Source organism: Methylorubrum podarium (assembly GCF_040270385.1).
GTDB lineage: Bacteria > Pseudomonadota > Alphaproteobacteria > Rhizobiales > Beijerinckiaceae > Methylobacterium > Methylobacterium podarium.
The window spans coordinates 105,411-123,437 of record NZ_JBELQE010000084.1 but is presented as its reverse complement, the minus strand read 5'-3'; the positions used below and the strand labels follow the sequence as shown (position 1 = coordinate 123,437).

Genomic DNA, 18,027 nt, shown 5'->3' with positions numbered 1-18,027 from the left:
GGTCTTCCCCTCAGCCGGACTGGCCGCGCTCGGCGGCGAGCTTGATGCCCGCGAGCACGCGGTTGTAGGTGCCGCAGCGGCAGATGTTGGTGATCTCGGCGCGGATCTGATCCTCGCTCGGGCGCGGGTTCTGCGCCAGCAGGGCGGCCGAGGCCATGATCATCCCCGGCTGGCAGAAGCCGCATTGCGGAACGTCGAGCTCGGCCCACGCCTTCTGGACCGGGTGATCGGCGCCGGGCGCCAGCCCCTCGATCGTGACGATCTTCTGCCCCGGTTCGACCGAGGAAAGCGGCACCGAGCAGGCGCGCACCGCCGCGCCGTCGATATGCACGGTGCAGGCTCCACACTGGGCGATGCCGCAGCCGTACTTCGTGCCGGTCAGGCCGATCTGCTCCCGGATCACCCACAGGAGCGGCGTGTCCGGCTCGGCATCGAACTCGCGCACGACGCCGTTGACGTTCAGTCGCGCCATGGCATCCCTCTCCTTGGAGTCGTCCTAAGGCATACGGTATCCCTCGGATGCCGGGACATCACAAGGGGTGCCTGCGACGGCCGGGTGCGGGTGACAAGTCATGGCGCTGCGATGGCTCGCTCGATCCTCTCCCCTGTCAGGGTTTACCCGGAACCGAGGTCGTCAAGCGAAGCTGCGTCACGCCGATCCGAGCCGGTCAGGGCCGCAGCAATTCCGCAATCACGCTGGCCTGATCCGCCAATGGGCATCGAGCCGTCCGGCTTCGGCCGCTCGATGGTTCGAGTACGCTGCGAGTTAAATCGAAGACATGGAGTTGCGCGGCTCCACTCGATTTCTTTCAAGCACCGACGCAGTCTCAAGCGATGCCGAGGGCGTAGATGAGCGCGAGGCTGATCATGACCAGCACGAGGAGCGAGCCGGTGACGGCCGCCGTCACGCGGGCGCCGACCCGAGCGAGGACCCGAACGTCCACGCCGAGCCCGAGAGCCGCCATCGCCACGATGGTCAGGTAGCCGGCCACCTGGGTCAGCGACTTCGCGGCCGCGCCGGGGATGAGGCCCAGGGAGCACAGGCCCGCGAGCGTCAGGAAGCCGATGATGAACCAGGGAACCAGCTTGAAGAAGCTCACCCGGCCCGGACGCCGATTGGTCGACAGGCCGTCGCGCGGCAGTAGCGGCGCGAGCAGCGACAGCAGCACGACGACGGGTCCGAGCATGAGCACGCGCACGAGCTTGACCAGCGTGCCCACCTGCGTGGCGATCACTCCGACCGGAACGGTGGCCGCCAGGACCTGAGGCACCGCGTAGACCGTCAGACCGGCGAGGACACCGTACTGGTCCTGGGAGAGGGCGGCGATCGGGACGAAGAGCGGCAGGCCGAGCACCATCAGCACGCCCAGTACCGCCGTGAAGGCGATCGCCGCGGCGACATCCTTGCTGTCGGCTCCGATCACCGGCGCCACCGCGGCGATGGCCGAGTTGCCGCAGATCGCGTTGCCGCACGCGACGAGGAGGGCCATGCGGGCGGGCAGGCCGAGGGCGCGGCAGATGCCGTAGCTCGTTCCGATCGCCAGGATGACGACGGTGACGATGCCGGCAAGGAGCGCCGGGCCGGACGCCAGAAGGGCGCCGACGCTCACCGTCGCGCCGAGCAGCGCGACGGCCACCTCGAGCAATTGCTTGGCACTGAACGCGATGCCGGCTTGGAACCGGGGACTCGGCTGCCAGACCGTGCGGAGACCGAGGCCGAACAGAATCGCGAGGACGAGCGCTTCGATGTAGGGATGACCGAAGCTCCGCTCCGCGAGAGACTGGATGCCCGCCGCGACGACGGTGATGGTCAGGCAGAGCAGGACCCCCGGCAAGAGTTCGGAGACCGAGCCGGCCTTTGCTCGCGGGTTCGCCAGCGCGTCCCGTGCCGCCGTCCTCAGGCTCATGCCGTTCGTCCTGCCCGATGCCCGTCCGAACGACGACGCGTTCTCGGTGGTTGACGCCTGGGCGGAACCGTTTCCGCCCAAGCCGTTCGTAAAAGCCTTGCGGCCCGCTCGCGCCTTCCGCGCGATCGGTCAGGCGAGGCTGGCGGACGGGGCCGAGCGCCGCGCGATATGCGCATTGCGGTAGAGTGTCAGCGCGCCCACGATCGAGAACATCGCGGCACAGGCGAGCCAGAGGCCCGGCATCGCCTTGTTGCCCGATGCATGGATCAGGTAGGTGCAGATCGCCGGAGTGAAGCCGCCGAAGATCGCCTGGGCCAGGCTGTAGGCGAGCGAGAAGCCGGTGGCGCGCACCTCGGCCGGCATGATCTCGGTCAGGGTGACGACCATGACGCCCTGATAGCCGCCGTAGAGGAACGACATCCACATCAGCGTTGCCAGGAGCCGGCCGAAGGACGGGTCCGACACGAGCCAGGCCATGACCGGGTAGGCGGTGATGCCGATCAGCACCGAGAAGGTGAGGAGCACCGGCAGACGGCCGACGCGGTCCGACACCGCGCCCATGACGGGAACCCATGCGAAGTTCGCGAGGCCGACGCAGACCGTGACGATGAAGCTGTCCTGGTCGCTCAGCCCGAGCACTTGGCGCGCGTAGGTCGGCGTGTAGGCCGTGATCATGTAGAAGAACACGCTCGTCAGCGTGACGAGCAGAACGGCCTTGAGGACGATCGCCCAGTTCTGGAGGAGCGAGCGGTAGATCTCGCCGAGCGTGACGCGACGATGCTTGGCGCGCTGGGCGAAGTCCTCGCTCTCCTGCATCGAGCGGCGGATCCAGAACAGCACCGGGATGATCAGGCAGCCGATCAGGAACGGGATGCGCCAACCCCAGCTGAGCATCTGCTCCTCGGTGAGGAGGCCCCGCAAGGTGACGCCGATCACCGCAGCGAACACGACGGCGACCTGCTGGCTCGCCGATTGCCAGCTCACGTAGAAGCCGCGGTTCCCGGGCGTGGCGATCTCGGACAGATAGACCGACACGCCGCCGGATTCGGCGCCCGCCGAGAAGCCCTGGAGCAGGCGTCCGATCAGGACGAGGATCGGGGCAGCGATGCCGATCGAGGCGTAGGTCGGCGTGAAGGCGATCAGGGCGACGCCGACGGACATGATCGCGAGGCTCATGACCAGGCCCGCGCGTCGTCCGTGCCGATCGATGTAGGCGCCGAGCACGATGGCGCCGAGCGGGCGCATCAGGAAGCCGACGCCGAACGTCACCAGCGACAGCATCAACGAGACGAACTCGTTGTCGTTGGGGAACACCGCCTTCGCCACCGCGGCGGCGTAGAAGCCGTAGACCATGAAGTCGAACATTTCGAGGAAGTTGCCGCTGACGACGCGGAAAACGTCCTTCTTCGTCGGCGGCTTTCTCACCGTGGCGTCCATGTTCCCTCTCCCGACAATGGGGTGGTTGTGATCCGGGTCTTCCCCGGAGTCGATGAACAGCACCCGATTGTTCTATTATATGGAACGCCGTATCACCTTTCACTACGCTATTGAATGAGTCCATTCTTCGTCAATCGAAAAAATGCAGCATAGTACCGGCGTTTGTTCACCTGACCGACAATCTTCGTAAGGATTTCGCCAGTTGACCGATCCGCGGCCTTGACGCGCCTCGGCGTTCGGCACTAGCTTCCTGTGGAACGCTGTATCGAATAGTGGAACGATGGACAGCACGCTGATCAAAGGCCTGACGGTTCTCGAGCATCTCGCCGGCAGCGAGGCGCCGCGCGGCGTCAGCGACCTGGCCCGCTCCCTGAACCTCACGAAGAGCAACGTGCACCGCACGCTGCAGACGCTGGTGGCCGCCGGCTACGCCCGCGCCACACCGGCCGGCACCTACGAGTGCACGCTGAAGCTGTTCGAGCTGGCGAGTTCCGTCCTGGCCCGCATCGACGTGCGGCAGGTCGCGGAGCCCTACATGCGGTCGCTGGCCGAGCGGACGCAGGAGACGATCCACCTCTCGCTCCTCGACAAGGCGGATGTCATCTACCTGAACAAGATCGAGAGCCCGCACCCGGTGCGGGCCTATTCCTCGATCGGCGGCCGCGCCCCGGCCTACTGCGTGGCCTCCGGCAAGGCGCTGCTCGCCTATCAGGAGGAGGCGCTGGCGCACCTGCCGGAGGTGCTTCAGGTCCACACCTCCCGGACGATCCCGAGCCTGGACCTCCTGCGCCGCGAACTCGAACAGGTCCGGATCCAGGGATTCGCGATCAATCGCGGCGAGTGGCGTGAGGGCGTCTGCGGGCTCGCCGCCATCGTCCACGATGCGATGGGACGTCCCGGCGCAGCGATCGGCATCTCCGGCCCGGCGGACCGCCTGAACCCGGCCGCCCTGCGCCGATACAGCGATGTTGTCGTCGACGTGGCCCGCAGCCTGTCCCGGGCGCTCGGCTACAATCCCATCACCCTCTCGTCACACCACGCGCCGCGAGCCGTTCAGGGTCACGCGCCCTCGGGCGCGACCGCCGAATTCGCCTGATCGAAGGAGTAAGGCTTTGCGACCGCTTTCCGGTATCCGGGTCATCGAGTTCTGCAGCGTCGCTGCCGGTCCGTTCTGCGCCATGCTCCTCGCCGACATGGGCGCGGACGTCATCAAGGTGGAGCACCCGGACGGTGGCGATTCCATGCGGGCCTGGCCCCCGATCAGCGAGGGCTACAGCGAGAACTTTGCCTCGCTGAACCGCAACAAGCGCTCGGTCACGCTCGACCTCAAGGATCCGGCCGATAACGCGCGGGCGCGCGACCTCATCCGCTCCGCCGACATCGTGCTGGAGAACAACCGCCCCGGCGTCATGCAGCGCCTCGGCCTCGACTATGCGACCGTCAGCGCCGACCGGCCCGCCCTCGTCTATTGCTCGATCTCGGCTTACGGGCAGGAAGGGCCGCGCTCGAAGGAGGCCGGTTTCGACCTGACCCTGCAGGCGATGAGCGGCGTGATGAGCGTGACCGGCGAGCCCGATGCGCCGCCGGTCAAGTGCGGCGTGCCGATCTCGGATTTCGGCACCGGGCTCTACGCGGCCTACGCCATCGCCGCCGCCCTGCTGGAGGCCCGCGCCACCGGCCGGGGCGTGCATATCGACGCCTCGATGTTCGGCGCCTCGCTGGCGATGGGCGCGCTCCAGACCAGCGAGTATTTCGGCAGCGGTCGCGATCCTCGTCGACTCGGCTCCGCGCACCCGCGCAACGCCCCCTACCAAGCCTTTCGCGCCAAGGACGGCTACTTCGCGATGGCGGCGGGCAACAACGCGCTCTATCGCTCGGCCTGCGACGCGATCGAGCGCCCGGACCTGTCCGAGGACCCGCGCTTTGCCTCGACGCTCCTGCGAGCGCAGAACCAGGGCGAGCTCCTCGAGATCCTGGAGACGCTCTTCGCGGACTTCACCTGCGTGGAGCTTCTGGCGCGTTTCCGCGCGGCCGGCGTGCCCTGCTCGCCGATCAACAGCTACTCCGAGGCCCTCGCCGACCCGCAGGTCGCGCATATGGGCTGGGTGCAGCCGGTGAGGCTGCCGTCGGGCGTGGAGACGCGCACCTTCGTCTCCCCGCTGCGGTTCTCCGGCGAAGGATTTCCGATCTACCGCGACCCGCCGGCTCTCGGCGAGCACAACGAGGACGTGTTCGGAGCCGAACGGCCGGCGGCCGCCCTGGCCCGGACGGCCTGAGGAGGATCCGCGATGAGCGAGCTTCTCGTCGAGCGCGACGGCACGACCCTGATCCTCACGCTGAACCGGCCGGACAAGATGAACGCGCTCTCGGCCACTCTGGTCGAGGCCCTGCTCGAACAGGTCGCCGAGGCCGGGCGCACCGGCATCCGCGTGCTCGTGCTCAAGGGCAACGGCCGCAACTTCAGCGCCGGGTTCGATTTCGGCGGCTACGAGGAGCAGTCCGAGGGCGATCTGGTTCTGCGCTTCGTTCTCGTCGAGCAGTTGCTGCAGGCCGTCCGTCACGCGCCCTTCGAGACGATGGCGCTGGCGCAGGGGCGCAACTTCGGCGCCGGCGTCGATCTGATCTGCTCCTGCGGGCGCCGCATCGGTGATCCGGGCGCGACCTTCCGGATGCCGGGGCTCGCTTTCGGCCTCGTGCTCGGCACCCGCCGCTACGCCGAGCGCGTCGGCGAAGCCCGCGCCCGCGCGGTCCTCGGCGACGGCCTCGTCTTCGACGCCGACGAGGCGCTGCAGGACGGCTTCCTGACGGGCCGCGTCGCGATCGCGGAATGGCCGGAGGCCGTCGCGAACGCCGTCGAGGCGGCGTGCCGGCTCTCGCCCGAAGCGGCCGCGGCCCTCTACGGCGCGACCACGGCCGATACGCGGGCGCAGGACCTCGCTGACCTCGTCACTTCCGCCGCCCGTCCGGGGCTCAAGGCGCGCATCGACGCCTACCGCGCCCAAACATCGTCGCATCGGGAGAAACGCCCGTGAGTCTCGGCACGCCGAAGATCGTCCCCCTCAGAGACCTCGCCGCCCGCGTGACCGACGGCAGCTCGCTCGCCCTCGGCGGCAGCTTCCTCCACCGCGGCCCCTTCGCCCTCGTGCGCGAGCTGATCCGCCAGGGGCGCAGGGACCTGGAGGTCATCAAGCAATCCCCCGGCTACGATATCGACATCCTCTGCCGCGCCGGGGCGCTCGGCCGGGCGCGCGCCGGCATCGTCGCGATGGAGGGCAATTTCGGCCTCGCACCGTGGTATCGGCGCGCGGTCGAGACCGGCCAGATCCGCCTGGAGGAGCATGCCTGCGCCAGCCTCACCGCGGGCCTGCGCGCCGCGGCCTTCGGCGTGCCCTTCATGCCCTGCGGCGGGATTCACGGCTCCGATCTGCCCGCCCTGAACGGCTGGAAGACGGTCGAGGACCCCTACGGCAGCGGCGAGACGGTCTACGTCATCCCGCGGATCACCCCGGACTTCGCCGTCATCCACGCCAACGAGGTCAGCGAGGAGGGCGACGTGCGCGTCTACGGCACCTCGCACTGGGATCGCATCATGAGCCGATCGGCCAAGCGCGTCCTCGTCGTCGCCGAGCGCGTCGCGTCGAGCGCGTCGTTCCGCGAACAGCCGGAGCTGACCCTCGTGCCCCATTTCCTCGTCGAGGCCGTCAGCATCGTCCCCGACGGGGCCTGGCCCGGCTCATGCTGGCCGCACTACGCGGTCGATTACCCGGCGGTCGAAGCCTACATGGACGACGCCCCCGGCGTGCTCCAGGCCCATCTCGACGCGGCGCCCGAGGCGCGGGAGGCGGCCCATGTCTGAGTGGTCCCCCTTCTCCTACGTCGTGACGAACCTCGCCCGCTTCGTGCGGCCGAACGAGATCACCTTCAGCGGCGTCAACTCGGCCCTGCCGATGCTGGCCTGCCTGCTGGCCAAGCGCGCCTACACGTTCGCCTTCACCTACATCAACGTGGCGGGCGGCGTGGATCCGAGCCCGTCGATGGTGCCGATCTCCTCCTCCGACCCGGTGCTGGCGGAGGGCTCCCGCTCGATCTTCGCCAACGAGGACTTCTACGACCTCTGCACCCGCGGGCAGATGGATCTCTGCTTCCTCGGGGCGGCCCAGATCGACGGGCTCGGACGCACCAACGTCTCCTGCATCGGCGATTGGCACGCCCCGAAGGTGCGCCTGCCGGGCGGCGGGGGCGGCGCGGTGATGCTGCCGACCGCGCGCCGCGCGGTGACGTGGCGAACCGAGCACTCGCGCCGGACCTTGGTCGAAACGCTGGATTTCGTCACCGCCTCCGGCGGCATGCACGGCGTGGTGACGCCGATCGCCGTCTTCACGAAACGCGACGGCCGCCTCGTCCTGGCCTCCTGGCATCCGGAGGCGAGCCTCGACGAGGTGCGGGATCGGACCGGGTTCCGCTTCGAGGCCGACGGCGCGGCGCCGACGCCGCCGCCGACCCCGGCCGAAGCGGAGGCGCTCGCCGCCCTCGACCCCGACGCCCGGTTCGAACGCGATGCGGCGATCCGGCTGCGCTGAGACAAGAATCTTGACGGGAGGAGCGAGGGCATGACGGACTCGATCAGCGCGCGCCTGCGGGAGGCGATCGCGCGGCATGCGCAGGCCGGCCGGACGGCCATCGCCGGACCTGAAGCCGTCACCTACGCCGAACTGGCTCGGCTGATCGACGGCTACGCCGCGGGGATCCGCGATTGGGGCATCGAGCGCGGCGCCAAGGTCGGCCTCATCGCATCGAAGAGCGTCGCCGCGATCGCCGCCTATTTCGGCGCGATGCAGGCGGGCGCCTGCGTCTGCTTCATCGAGCCCGGACTCGCGCCCGAGGTCGTCGCCGAGCAGGCGGAGACCGTCGGCATGCGCCACCTCGTCGTCGATGAGGGTCTGATCGACCGCTTCGCCGATCGATCGCCCGAGAGCCTTTCGGTGCGGGGTTTGAGCACCCTGAACGGCGGCGGCGCCTTCATCGACGACGGCCTGGGCAGCGACGACAGCGCGATGCTGCTGTTCACCTCGGGCAGCACGGGCCGCCCGAAGGGCGTCGTCCTGCGTCACGGCAGCCTGATCTGCAACGCGGACGGGGTCATGCGCCACACCGGCACGAATCCGTCGGACCGGCTCCTCCACGTCATGCCGCTCTACCACACGAACGGCGTCAACAATCAGCTGATCGTTCCCTTCCTGGCCGGCGCCAGCCTGATCCTCCATGACCGCTTTAGGCCGGAGACCGTCATCGAATCGCTGCGGAACGACGGGCCAACCTACATGACCGGCGTACCGACGATCTACGCGCGGATGCTCCCGCATCTCGAACCCGGCGAACGGTTTGCGACGCTCCGCTTCCTCCGCTGCGGCTCGGCACCGATCACGCCGACGCTTCACCAGCAGATCGAGGATGCTTTCGGCGTACCGCTGCTCGTCTCCTACGGCCTGTCGGAGGCGACCTGCACCTCGACGATGAACCCGCCCGAGCATCGCAAGGTCGGAACGATCGGCACGGTGCTGTCCGGGCAGACCGTCCGACTGTTCGATCCCGCCACCAACGCCGAGGTGGCGCGTGGAAGCGAGGGCGAGATCCGGATCTCGGGGCCTGCCCTGATGTCCGGCTATCTCGGGAGCACGGAGCAGCCGATCGTCGACGGCTGGCTGCGGACGGGCGACCTCGGGCGGTTTGATGCGGACGGCTTCCTCTCGATCACCGGTCGCATCAAGGACGTGATCATCCGCGGCGGCGAGAACATCTCGCCCGCTCTGATCGAGCGTCACCTGACGACCCATCCGGCCGTCCGCGACTGCTGCGTGGTGGGCGCCCCGGACGCCGATCTCGGCGAGGTGCCGGTCGCCTTCGTAGTGCTGAAGGAGGGGGAACGCCTCGACGAGCCCGCCCTCAAGGCTTTCGTGAAGGGTTCGCTCGCCCGCATCTACGTCCCTGCCGAGATCCGAGGCGTCGACGTGTTGCCAACGAACAGCGTCGGCAAGACCGACCGGAAGGCTCTGCGGACCGTCCTGGCGATCGAACCCCATCGCTGACTAACAAAGTCGGTTGATCGCCTCGGTCTCTCCTCCGCCTCACGATGACGGGGTGGGGCAGGGCCCGAGGTGATCGACCAAAAACCGCCTCAGGCGATGCGAAGGACGTGGATCAGAACAAGGCTGACGGCCAGCAGCAGCGCGAGGGAGCCGGTCACGGCCAGGGTGACCCGGCCGCCGACGCGGGCAAGGACGCGAACGTCCACGCCGAGGCCGAGGGCGGCCATCGAAATGACCGTCAGCAAGCCCGCGGCTCGCGTGACGAGGGGCACGACCGCTTCCGGAACGAGGCCGAGCGAGCGGAGCGCGGCGAGCACCAGGAAGCCGATGATGAACCAGGGGACGAGCTTGGAGAAGCCGAGTCGCCGCGGGCCGGCCTTGCTCGTCGCCCCTTCGACCGGCAGATGGGGGGCGATGAGGGCGAAGGCGACGACGACGGGGCCGAGCATCAGCACCCGCACGAGTTTGACGAGCGTTCCGACCTGCGTGGCGAGCAGCCCCACCGGCACGGTGGCGGCGAGAACCTGCGGGACCGCGTAGACCGTCAGTCCCGCCAGCACCCCGTACTGGTGCTCGCTGAGACCGACCAGCGGCACGAAGAGCGGTAGGCCGAGCACCATCAGGACGCCGAGGACGGCGGTGAAGGCGATCGCCGCCGTCACGTCCCGGGCGTCGGCGCCGATGACCGGCGCGACCGCCGCGATGGCCGAGTTGCCGCAAATGGCGTTGCCGGCCGCCACCAGGATGGCCATGCGCGCGGGCAGCCCGAGGCATCGGCAGATGCCGTAGCTGGCCCCGATCGTCAGGAGCACCGTCGCGACGATTCCGGTGAGAAGAGCCGGGCCGGATGCCACGATCGCTCCGAGGCTGATCGAGGCACCGAGCAGCACGACGGCGACCTCCAGCACCTGCTTGGCCGAGAACGCCACCCCGGCGCGAAAGCGCTCGCCCGGGACCCAGAAGGTCCGCAGGGCGATCCCGAGGAGGATCGCGATGACCAGAGCCTCGATGTAGGGATGGCCGGTGAGATGCTCCTCCACCGCTTGTACGGCGAGCGCCGCCACCGTGATCGCGAGGCAGACCAGAAGACCGGGAAGCAGCGAGGAGGACTTGCCGACGAACACACCGGGCAGCCCGTCCTTCGCCCAGGCTCTGGCGCTCATCGGCCGAGCCTCGCGGGGGGGAGAGAAAAAAGTTCTTCTGTGCTCATTCATGGAAGAACGGACATCTCCATTCCTGCGAAAATTCGAAACGTCGCGTCCATTGCTGCAGGCGGCCGCGGACGCGATATTTGAAATCATGCGCACGCCCCTCGATCCGTCGCCGTCAGCCTACGATCCGTTCGGTGAGCCGATCGATTCGCGCTGCATCGATGCGGTCGCGCCGGTGCGGCATCGGGCCCGAAACGTCGCCGTTGCGGTCTTCTGGAGCTTGGCTCTCCTGTTCGTCGTCGGGCGCATCCATTTCGGTGCTCATCCCATTGCGCCGGTGGGCGCGACCATGACCGCGAGCGTTCAGACCGAGGCGCCCGTCGAGAGCCGGATCCGCTAGAGCGGCACTCGCCGACACGGCCGCAAGGCCCGTCTTCACCGCCGCCGAACCGGCAGCGCTCCGGTTTCAGCCCCGTCGGACCTGATCAGCGCAGGACCGAGAGGTAGTGGATGTCCTGGGTCAGGCAGGTCGAGAGACGCCACTCGACCGGCCGCTCCTCCAGATCGACGGCCACGCGGTCGATCTCCAGCGCCGGCGTTCCCTTCGGAGCCTGAAGCAGTCCAGCCTCCCGTTCCGCCAGCGCGACCGCCTTCAGGCGCTCGTTGGCGGTCGCGATCGTGATGCCGTAGCGGATCGCGTAGAGGCTGTAGAGGGTGTTGGGCAGTTCGAGTTCCGCGATGCCGGGAAACAGGCTCGCCGGCACGCTGATCGTCTCGCTGACGCAGAGCCGCCCGTCGATGGAGCGCACGCGCTCGATCCGCACGACGCGGGCGGTGCGAACGAGGTCGAGACGCCCGCGCTCGTCCGCGCTGGCCGCGGCCTCGGTGATCGACAGCACCTGGCTGGTCGGCATGCCGGTGCCGTCGCCGTCCGGCCGCAGCTTGAAGAAGCGGAAGACGCTCTGCTTGTCGTCGTGGTCGGCCACGAACGTGCCGCGGCCCTGGCGGCGCACCAGCAGGCTGTCGGCGGTGAGGGCATCGAGGGCCTTGCGCACGGTGCCCTGGCTGACCCCGAGCTCGGCGGCCAGCTGCCCCTCGCTCGGGAGGATCTGGCCGGGTTGCCAGACGGCGTCGGCCAGACGCTTCAGCAGCGTGTCGTAGACCTGCCGGTAAAGCGGCCGAAAGCCGACCGCATTGCCACGCCCTGAACCCGCCTGCCCGTCCCCTGACCGTTCCATCTCGTGACGACGCCGAGCCCCACCTGCGGGTAGAGCGTCGAAGGATGTGTCCAGCACCTCTCCCTCCTCTGGCTTACGTCGGCCTGTTGATCGGAGCAATCACAGCATTTTCCTCCGCACAGGCAATCGCTTCACAAGGCCCGGATTTCGGCAAGCAAGACGTCCGGCAGGTTCAGGCCCTCCGCTTCGGCGCGGCGGCGCAGCGCGAGGCGCCGGGCGCCCGGAAGCCGCGCGCCCTCCTGTGCCTCAATGGACGCCGCGAGCGCGGCGAAGCGGGCCGGACCGTCCGGACTCATGGCCGTCGCGTCGAGGGCCAGGATCAGCTGGCCCGTGCCCGGCGGATCGCCCTCGGCGTCGAGGAAGGACGAGGCCTCTCCGGCGAAGCGCGCGCCGACGAGGCCCGCGGCGAGCAGTTCCACCATCAGCGCGAGCGCCGTGCCCTTGGCATTGCCGAGCGGCACCATCGTGCCCGCGAGCGCTTCCTGCGCATCGATGGTCGGGCGTCCCTCCGCGTCCAGAGCCCAGCCCTCGGGGATCGTCTCGCCCCGCTTGGCCGCGCCGACGATGTTGGCGCGCGCCACCTTCGACAGGGCGAGGTCGACGACGAGGGGCGCCCGGTCGGGCAGCGGGCAGGCGAAGGCGAGCGGGTTGGTGCCGAACACTGCGCGGGACCCGCCCCAGGGCGCCATCGCGGCCGGGGTGTTGGCGAAGAGCAGAGCGACGCAGCCGCGCTCCGCCAGCGCCTCGACCGGGCGGCCCGCCGCGCCGCAATGGTGCGAGCGGCGGATGCCGGCCGCGGCGATGCCCTGCTCGCGGGCCAGATCCGGCAACGCCTCGACAGCGAGGTCGATGGCCGGATAGGCGAAGCCGTGGGCGGCATCGATGGCCAGCACCCCCGGCCGCGGGCGTTCCAGGCGCGGCAGCGCGTCGCCGACGACCTTGCCGGCGCGCACCTGTGCGCCGTAGGGCGACACGCGCGAAAGGCCGTGCCCCTTCAGCCCGTCCGCTTCGGCGCCGACCAGGGCGCGGGCGACGCTCGCCGCGGCGGACTCCGTCGTGCCGCATCGGACAAGGGCGTGGGCGGCGAGCGCTTCCGCCTCCGCGAGGGAAACGATCGGCATCGGATCAGCTCTCCGTGAGGTGGCGGCGCACGGCCCGAGCCGTGACGGCGGAGACGCGCACGTTCGACTCCTGGGTCACGCCGGCGATGTGCGGGGTCAGGATCAGATTCGGCACGTCCTTGAAGACGGCACCGGCCTGCTCGTCGAGGGGCTCGCGGGCGAAGACATCGAGCGCCGCGCCGCCGAGATGGCCGGAGCGCAGGGCGGCGGCGACCGCCACCTCGTCGACGATGCCGCCGCGGGCGGCGTTGATCAGCACCGCGCCCCGGGGCATCCGGGCGATCGCGTCCGCATCGATGAGGCCGCGAGTCCCGTCGGTCAGGGGCACGTGCAGGGAGAGGACGTCGCTGTCCGCGATCAGCGCATCGAGGGCGACGCGCGCGACCGGTCCGTGGGCCGGCGTCCAGGCCGGATCCTCGGGCGGGAGAAACGGGTCGTGCGCCGCGATCGACATGTCGAGGGCGGCGGCGCGGCGGGCGGTCTCGCGGGCGATGGCGCCGAAGCCGACAAGGCCGAGGCGCTTGGCCCCGATCTCCCGGCCCATCAGGGCATTGCGCGGCCAGGTGCCGGCCGCGACCTCGGCGCTCGCGCCGTAGGCGCCGCGCAGGAGCAGCAGCGCGCATCCCACGACGTACTCGGCCACCGCCCCGTCATTGGCACCGGTCGCCGGATAGACCGCGATGCCGCGGGCGCGGCAGGCCTCGACGTCGATGTTGTCGAGGCCGACGCCGAGGCGTCCGACCACCTTGAGGTCGGGAGCGCCCGCGAGCAGATCGCCGCGCACCTGCGTCCGGTTGCGCACGATCAGCCCGTCGGCGCCCGCCAGAGCCGCCGCCAGGACGTCGGGCCGATCGACGAGACCGGGATCGTACAGAACCTCGAAGCCGGAGAGTTCGGCGGCGATGGCTGCCTCGTCCATGAACTCGCTGACGACGATTTTGGGCATGGTTGGCTTCTCCGCTGTACTTCAGACCGCCGGCACCGCGCCGGGCGGGGAGCGCCGGAGCGCCGCCGCCGGCTCGTGGGCGGGCCGCTCGGCGGAGGCTTCGCTCTCGTCGTCCAGGGTTTCGAGGTTGGGCGTGATGCGGCCGTCGAGTACCGCGCGGGCATGGGCGAGGTCGATCTTTCCCTCCCAGCGGGCGATCACCAGCGTCGCCACCATGTTGCCGACCGCGTTGGTGACGCAGCGCAGCTCGTTCAGGATGCGGTCCACGCCGATGATCAGGGCGATCCCCGCCACCGGCAGCAGCTGCGAGGCCTGCAGCGTCGCGGCGAGCACGAACAGGATCGCGCCGGCCACGCCGGCCACGCCCTTCGAGGTCACCAAGGCGATGGCCAGGATGCCGAGCTGCTGCTCCCAGCTCAGCGGGATGTTGAGGGCCTGGGCGATGAAGCCGACCGCCATGGTCAGGTAGATGCAGGAGCCGTCCATGTTGAAGGACAGGCCAGCCGGCATGACCAGTCCGGTCACGCTCTTGTCGACGCCCAGGCCGTTGAGCTTGGCCATGATCCGCGGCAGCACCGATTCCGAGCTGGTGGTGCCGAGAAGGATGAACATCTCCTCGCGGGTGTAGCGGAACAGCTTCCACAGGCTCAGTCCCACGTAGAAGCGCATCACGCCGCCGAGGAAGAACACGATGAAGACGATGAAGGTCAGGTAGAGCGAGACGATCAGCATCCCGTACTGGGCGAGGATCCCGAGCCCGAACTTGCCGATGGTGAAGGCCATCGCGCCGAAGGCGCCGACCGGCGCGAAGTGCATGATGAGGCCGACGACCTTCATCAGCACGTCGCCGAAGGCGTGGACGACCCGCAGGGGGAACTCGCCCTTGCGGCCGAGGGTGGCGAGCCCCATGCCCACCAGGACCGAGAAGAACATCACCTGGATCAGATCGCCCTTGGCGAAGGCGTCGACCGCGCTGTGCGGGATGATGTTGGCGATGATCTCCATCGGCGACTGCGCGTGCGCCTTGCCGGCGATGCCGGCCACGAGGCTCGCGTCGAGGCTCTCGACGGTGGCGTCGATGCCGTCGCCCGGCCGCAGCACGTTGACGAAGAGGAGCCCGGCCGCGAGCGCCACGGTGGTGGCGAGTTCGAAATAGACGATGGTCTTCAGGCCCATCCGCCCGACGCTCTTCATGTCGCCGACATGGGCGATGCCGACGACGACGGTGCAGAAGATGACGGGCGCGACGATCATCTTGATCAGGTTGATGAACATGTCACCGAGGACCTTGCACCCGACAGCGAAGTCGGGCGCGACGACCCCCACGACGATACCCAGCGCGATGCCGAGCAGGACCTGGCCGTAGATCGACCGCAGCAACCTCATGGCGTTCCTCCACTGTATCGGGACGGAAGACGCCGCGATGTGTCCCGCGGTCGTTCCTCCTCTCGTGGTCCTCTCCCCGTGGCGTCGGGGCGGCGCCCGCGGGACCCTGGCGCGGTCCGCGGGCGCGTGGGACGGGTGCGTCAGGCGCTGCGGTAGAGTTTCGTCATCACGAACTCCCGGTGGCCGAGCGACTCGGCCGCCGTGAGCCGGCCGTTGGCGGTGCGCACCACCATGTCGATCAGCGCGTCGCCGGCCTGCGGGATCGTCATCTCGCGGGTGAGCACCCCCGAGACATCGACGTCGATATGCTCGCCCATGGTGCGCACGGTGCGCGGGTTGCCGGTGATCTTGATCACCGGGACGATCGGGTTGCCGATCACGTTGCCCTGGCCCGTGGGGAAGGTGTGCACCACGTAGCCCGCCGCCGCCATCAGGGTCACGCACTCGGCCGCGGCCGAGGAGGTGTCCATGAAGTAGAGGCCGGGGCCCTTGGCCGGGCTTTCCGCCGGCTGCAGGGCGTCGATGAAGCGGCACTCGTGGCCGATCTTCTCGAGGTTGCCGAGCGCCTTCTCCTCGATCGTGGTGAGACCGCCCGCGATGTTGCCCTTGGTCGGCTGCGAGTCCGACAGGTCGTCGGTCTTGTGGGCCTCGATCACGTCGTCCTGGTAGGCCTTCCACATGGCGTACCACTTGTCGGAGATGTCCGGGCTCGCCGCCCGCTCCCGGCAGAGATGCTCCGCCCCGGTGATCTCCGAGGTCTCGCCGAACACCCCGTAGATCCCGTGCGGGATCAGCTTGTCGTACATGTTGCCGACGGTGGGGCAGGAGGCGAGGCCCGTGGTGGTGTCGGACTCGCCGCACTTCGTCGAGACCCAGAGGTCCGAGATCGGGCATTCCTCGCGCTGGAGCTCAGTGGCCCATTGCACGAAGCGCTTGGCCTGGTAGCTGGCCTTGGCGACGGTGGCGATGTCGCCGTGGCCCTCGATGCCGAAGCCGATCACCGGCTTGCCGGTCTTGGCGATGCCCTCGACCACGCGGTTGGTCCACTGGTCCTCGATGCCGATCACCACCACGGCGGCGACGTTCGGGTTCGAGCCGATGCCGATGAGGGTGCGGAAGTGCAGTTCGAGATCCTCGCCGAACTGGAGCCGGCCGTAGGCGTGGGGCAGCGCCATCGTGCCCTTCACATTGTTGGCCACCGCCTCGCAGGCGGCGTTCGAGAGATCGTCGAGCGGAAGCAGGACGACGTGGTTGCGCACGCCGACACGGCCGTTCTCGCGGCGCCATCCCATGAAGGTGGCGGCCTCGTAATCGGCGGAGGCGCGATTGGTCGAGAGCGCCTTGGTGGCGAACTGATCGGGAGCGCCGCCGACGAAGGGCGTGGCGATCTCGTGTTCGAGCTGAGCGGATTCCTTGAACATCGTCACCTCACCAGCGCTTCGTCTTGACGTTGTGAACGTGGACGTGCTCGCCCTTGGCGACGTCCTTGATGACCTTGCCGATGTCCTGGCCGTACTTGATGGCCGTATCGCCGGCCTTGAGGTCGGTCAGCGCGACCTTGTGGCCGATCGGGATGTCGTGCCGGACATGCACCTCGAAGGTGGAGTCGTTCTCGGTGATCACCCCGAAGGCATCGGTCTCGGCGCTCAGCCCCTCGATCACCGCGACGGCGACGTTGTCCTCGGGGGAATGGGCGAGAAGATGCGGCTTGCGGCGTCCCTCGCCGGGCGCGGCGTGGCTGCTCATGCGGTCCTCCTGCTGGCTGTCGTCGGCTCTTGGCGGCGACTAGTCTTATATAAGACCTATAAGTTTGAGAGCGTCAAGCGCAAACCGACTTCATCACGGAATGGGAGATGCGCGCCTGCGTCGAGGCTGACGCGCTGCGTCCAACACTTGTTTGCCGCGCTATGTCTTATATAAGATATGTTCCAAGAACGACCGGAGTCGCCGCGCGAGGCCGCGACCGCGACGGGCGCCGGCCATTCCCATCCGTGGACATGCTTTCGTGAACGAGACGCTCCTCCTCATCCTGTGCGTCGGCTGCGCCGGCTTGATCTCAGGGCTGACGGGATTCGCCTTCGCCCTGATCGCGTCCGGCACGCTGCTCTCGATCCGCTCGCCGGTGGAGGCGACGGCGCTGGTCCTGGTCTGCAGCATCCTCTCGCAGAGCCTGTCGATCCTGCGTCTGCGGACCTGGCCGCCGCGCGGCACGGCCTTCGCGATGATCCTGCCCGGCCTCGCCGGAGCGCCGATCGGCATCCATCTCCTGCACGGGCTCGATCCGAACGTCGTCAAGGTGTCGATCGGGGCGTTCCTGGTGCTCTACAGCGGCATCGTCTCCCTGCTGCGGGCCGATTTCCGGGTCGGCTTCGGCAATTCGTGGAGCGACGGCGCGATCGGCTTCCTGGGCGGCGTGCTCGGCGGCATCGCCGGGCTGTCCGGGGCGCTGCCGACGGCCTGGAGCCTCGTGCGCGGCTGGGACCCGCGCACGCAGCGGGCGGTCTACCAGTCCTTCACCCTGGTGATGCAGGTCTGGGCGCTGGCAATCCTGCTCTTCCTCGATCCGATCCCGCCGGAACTGGTCGGTGATCTCGCCCTCGCCCTGCCGGTGGTGCTGGTGAGCGTGCTGGCCGGTCTGTCGCTCTTCGCCCGGATCGACCAGCGCCGTTTCCGCAGCCTCGTGCTCGGGCTGCTGGCCGCGATCGGCCTCACCACCACGGCGCTGGCCCTGCCGGGCCTCTTCCCGGGGTGATCG

18 protein-coding genes are annotated in these 18,027 nt (G+C 69.0%); 8 read left to right on the top strand and 10 right to left on the bottom strand.

Annotated elements, in window-relative coordinates:
- Positions 1-10: 10 nt before the first annotated feature.
- From ABS772_RS15560 to tcuC, 3 genes are all read right to left on the bottom strand, one after another.
- Positions 11-472 carry a (2Fe-2S)-binding protein gene (locus ABS772_RS15560; protein WP_238256341.1) on the bottom strand — a complete coding sequence of 154 codons (462 nt, stop codon included), beginning with the start codon at positions 470-472 and terminating at the stop codon, positions 11-13.
- Positions 473-827: 355 nt separating this feature from the next.
- Positions 828-1,907 (bottom strand): YeiH family protein, encoded by a 1,080-nt coding sequence (locus ABS772_RS15555; RefSeq protein WP_350395745.1) that lies wholly within the window; start codon positions 1,905-1,907, stop codon positions 828-830.
- A gap of 129 nt (positions 1,908-2,036) precedes the next feature.
- Positions 2,037-3,344, bottom strand: a complete 1,308-nt coding sequence (gene tcuC / locus ABS772_RS15550; RefSeq protein WP_350395744.1) for an MFS transporter — start codon at positions 3,342-3,344, stop codon at positions 2,037-2,039.
- Between the two features lie 280 nt (positions 3,345-3,624).
- Between tcuC and ABS772_RS15545 the strand changes: the two genes are divergently transcribed.
- Genes ABS772_RS15545 through ABS772_RS15520 form a run of 6 tightly spaced genes read left to right on the top strand, consistent with a single transcriptional unit; the run spans position 3,625 to position 9,430 of the window.
- On the top strand, positions 3,625-4,440 hold the full coding sequence (locus tag ABS772_RS15545; protein WP_350395743.1) for an IclR family transcriptional regulator: 816 nt from the start codon (positions 3,625-3,627) through the stop codon (positions 4,438-4,440).
- A 16-nt stretch (positions 4,441-4,456) separates the two neighbouring features.
- Positions 4,457-5,620 carry a CaiB/BaiF CoA transferase family protein gene (locus tag ABS772_RS15540; RefSeq protein ID WP_350395742.1) on the top strand — a complete coding sequence of 388 codons (1,164 nt, stop codon included), beginning with the start codon at positions 4,457-4,459 and terminating at the stop codon, positions 5,618-5,620.
- Positions 5,621-5,632: 12 nt separating this feature from the next.
- Positions 5,633-6,376 (top strand): enoyl-CoA hydratase/isomerase family protein, encoded by a 744-nt coding sequence (locus tag ABS772_RS15535; RefSeq protein WP_350395741.1) that lies wholly within the window; start codon positions 5,633-5,635, stop codon positions 6,374-6,376.
- On the top strand, positions 6,373-7,200 hold the full coding sequence (locus ABS772_RS15530; RefSeq protein ID WP_350395740.1) for a CoA transferase subunit A: 828 nt from the start codon (positions 6,373-6,375) through the stop codon (positions 7,198-7,200). The genes ABS772_RS15535 and ABS772_RS15530 overlap by 4 nt, the downstream gene beginning before the upstream one ends.
- A complete protein-coding gene (locus ABS772_RS15525) occupies positions 7,193-7,924 on the top strand; it encodes a CoA-transferase subunit beta (protein ID WP_350395739.1) in 732 nt (243 codons plus the stop codon). The genes ABS772_RS15530 and ABS772_RS15525 overlap by 8 nt, the downstream gene beginning before the upstream one ends.
- Positions 7,925-7,954: 30 nt before the next feature.
- The gene (locus tag ABS772_RS15520; protein ID WP_350395738.1) at positions 7,955-9,430 is read left to right on the top strand and encodes a class I adenylate-forming enzyme family protein; all 1,476 of its coding nucleotides are present in this window, start codon (positions 7,955-7,957) and stop codon (positions 9,428-9,430) included.
- A gap of 89 nt (positions 9,431-9,519) precedes the next feature.
- On the opposite strand, the gene ABS772_RS15515 is transcribed toward ABS772_RS15520, so the two are convergent.
- Positions 9,520-10,593, bottom strand: a complete 1,074-nt coding sequence (locus ABS772_RS15515; RefSeq protein ID WP_350395737.1) for a YeiH family protein — start codon at positions 10,591-10,593, stop codon at positions 9,520-9,522.
- Positions 10,594-10,642: 49 nt separating this feature from the next.
- On the opposite strand from ABS772_RS15515, the gene ABS772_RS15510 reads away from it, so the two are divergent.
- Positions 10,643-10,981 carry a hypothetical protein gene (locus ABS772_RS15510; RefSeq protein ID WP_350395736.1) on the top strand — a complete coding sequence of 113 codons (339 nt, stop codon included), beginning with the start codon at positions 10,643-10,645 and terminating at the stop codon, positions 10,979-10,981.
- Positions 10,982-11,066: 85 nt separating this feature from the next.
- Here the strand turns inward: ABS772_RS15510 and ABS772_RS15505 are convergent, their stop codons facing one another.
- The 6 genes from ABS772_RS15505 to ABS772_RS15480 all read right to left on the bottom strand — a co-directional run bounded on the left by ABS772_RS15505 (position 11,067) and on the right by ABS772_RS15480 (position 17,018).
- Positions 11,067-11,819: a GntR family transcriptional regulator gene (locus tag ABS772_RS15505; RefSeq protein ID WP_350395735.1), complete on the bottom strand. Its 753-nt coding sequence runs from the start codon at positions 11,817-11,819 to the stop codon at positions 11,067-11,069.
- A 131-nt stretch (positions 11,820-11,950) separates the two neighbouring features.
- Positions 11,951-12,940: an Ldh family oxidoreductase gene (locus ABS772_RS15500; RefSeq protein WP_350395734.1), complete on the bottom strand. Its 990-nt coding sequence runs from the start codon at positions 12,938-12,940 to the stop codon at positions 11,951-11,953.
- A gap of 4 nt (positions 12,941-12,944) precedes the next feature.
- Positions 12,945-13,886, bottom strand: a complete 942-nt coding sequence (locus ABS772_RS15495; protein WP_350395733.1) for an NAD(P)-dependent oxidoreductase — start codon at positions 13,884-13,886, stop codon at positions 12,945-12,947.
- A 21-nt stretch (positions 13,887-13,907) separates the two neighbouring features.
- On the bottom strand, positions 13,908-15,272 hold the full coding sequence (locus ABS772_RS15490; RefSeq protein WP_350395732.1) for a cation:dicarboxylate symporter family transporter: 1,365 nt from the start codon (positions 15,270-15,272) through the stop codon (positions 13,908-13,910).
- A 140-nt stretch (positions 15,273-15,412) separates the two neighbouring features.
- The gene (locus tag ABS772_RS15485; protein WP_350395731.1) at positions 15,413-16,693 is read right to left on the bottom strand and encodes a UxaA family hydrolase; all 1,281 of its coding nucleotides are present in this window, start codon (positions 16,691-16,693) and stop codon (positions 15,413-15,415) included.
- Positions 16,694-16,700: 7 nt separating this feature from the next.
- Positions 16,701-17,018 carry a UxaA family hydrolase gene (locus ABS772_RS15480; protein ID WP_238257223.1) on the bottom strand — a complete coding sequence of 106 codons (318 nt, stop codon included), beginning with the start codon at positions 17,016-17,018 and terminating at the stop codon, positions 16,701-16,703.
- 259 nt (positions 17,019-17,277) lie between these two features.
- Here ABS772_RS15480 and ABS772_RS15475 point away from each other — a divergent pair, with 259 nt between their 5' ends.
- The gene (locus ABS772_RS15475; protein WP_350395730.1) at positions 17,278-18,024 is read left to right on the top strand and encodes a sulfite exporter TauE/SafE family protein; all 747 of its coding nucleotides are present in this window, start codon (positions 17,278-17,280) and stop codon (positions 18,022-18,024) included.
- Positions 18,025-18,027 lie beyond the last annotated feature (3 nt).

Coding starts and splice junctions, on each gene's coding strand:
- ABS772_RS15560 (WP_238256341.1), bottom strand. CDS start 472: ATGGCGCGACTGAACGTCAACGGCGTCGTGCGCGAGTTCGATGCCGAG.
- ABS772_RS15555 (WP_350395745.1), bottom strand. CDS start 1,907: ATGAGCCTGAGGACGGCGGCACGGGACGCGCTGGCGAACCCGCGAGCA.
- tcuC (WP_350395744.1), bottom strand. CDS start 3,344: ATGGACGCCACGGTGAGAAAGCCGCCGACGAAGAAGGACGTTTTCCGC.
- ABS772_RS15545 (WP_350395743.1), top strand. CDS start 3,625: ATGGACAGCACGCTGATCAAAGGCCTGACGGTTCTCGAGCATCTCGCC.
- ABS772_RS15535 (WP_350395741.1), top strand. CDS start 5,633: ATGAGCGAGCTTCTCGTCGAGCGCGACGGCACGACCCTGATCCTCACG.
- ABS772_RS15525 (WP_350395739.1), top strand. CDS start 7,193: ATGTCTGAGTGGTCCCCCTTCTCCTACGTCGTGACGAACCTCGCCCGC.
- ABS772_RS15520 (WP_350395738.1), top strand. CDS start 7,955: ATGACGGACTCGATCAGCGCGCGCCTGCGGGAGGCGATCGCGCGGCAT.
- ABS772_RS15515 (WP_350395737.1), bottom strand. CDS start 10,593: ATGAGCGCCAGAGCCTGGGCGAAGGACGGGCTGCCCGGTGTGTTCGTC.
- ABS772_RS15510 (WP_350395736.1), top strand. CDS start 10,643: ATGGAAGAACGGACATCTCCATTCCTGCGAAAATTCGAAACGTCGCGT.
- ABS772_RS15505 (WP_350395735.1), bottom strand. CDS start 11,819: ATGGAACGGTCAGGGGACGGGCAGGCGGGTTCAGGGCGTGGCAATGCG.
- ABS772_RS15500 (WP_350395734.1), bottom strand. CDS start 12,940: ATGCCGATCGTTTCCCTCGCGGAGGCGGAAGCGCTCGCCGCCCACGCC.
- ABS772_RS15495 (WP_350395733.1), bottom strand. CDS start 13,886: ATGCCCAAAATCGTCGTCAGCGAGTTCATGGACGAGGCAGCCATCGCC.
- ABS772_RS15490 (WP_350395732.1), bottom strand. CDS start 15,272: ATGAGGTTGCTGCGGTCGATCTACGGCCAGGTCCTGCTCGGCATCGCG.
- ABS772_RS15485 (WP_350395731.1), bottom strand. CDS start 16,693: ATGTTCAAGGAATCCGCTCAGCTCGAACACGAGATCGCCACGCCCTTC.
- ABS772_RS15480 (WP_238257223.1), bottom strand. CDS start 17,018: ATGAGCAGCCACGCCGCGCCCGGCGAGGGACGCCGCAAGCCGCATCTT.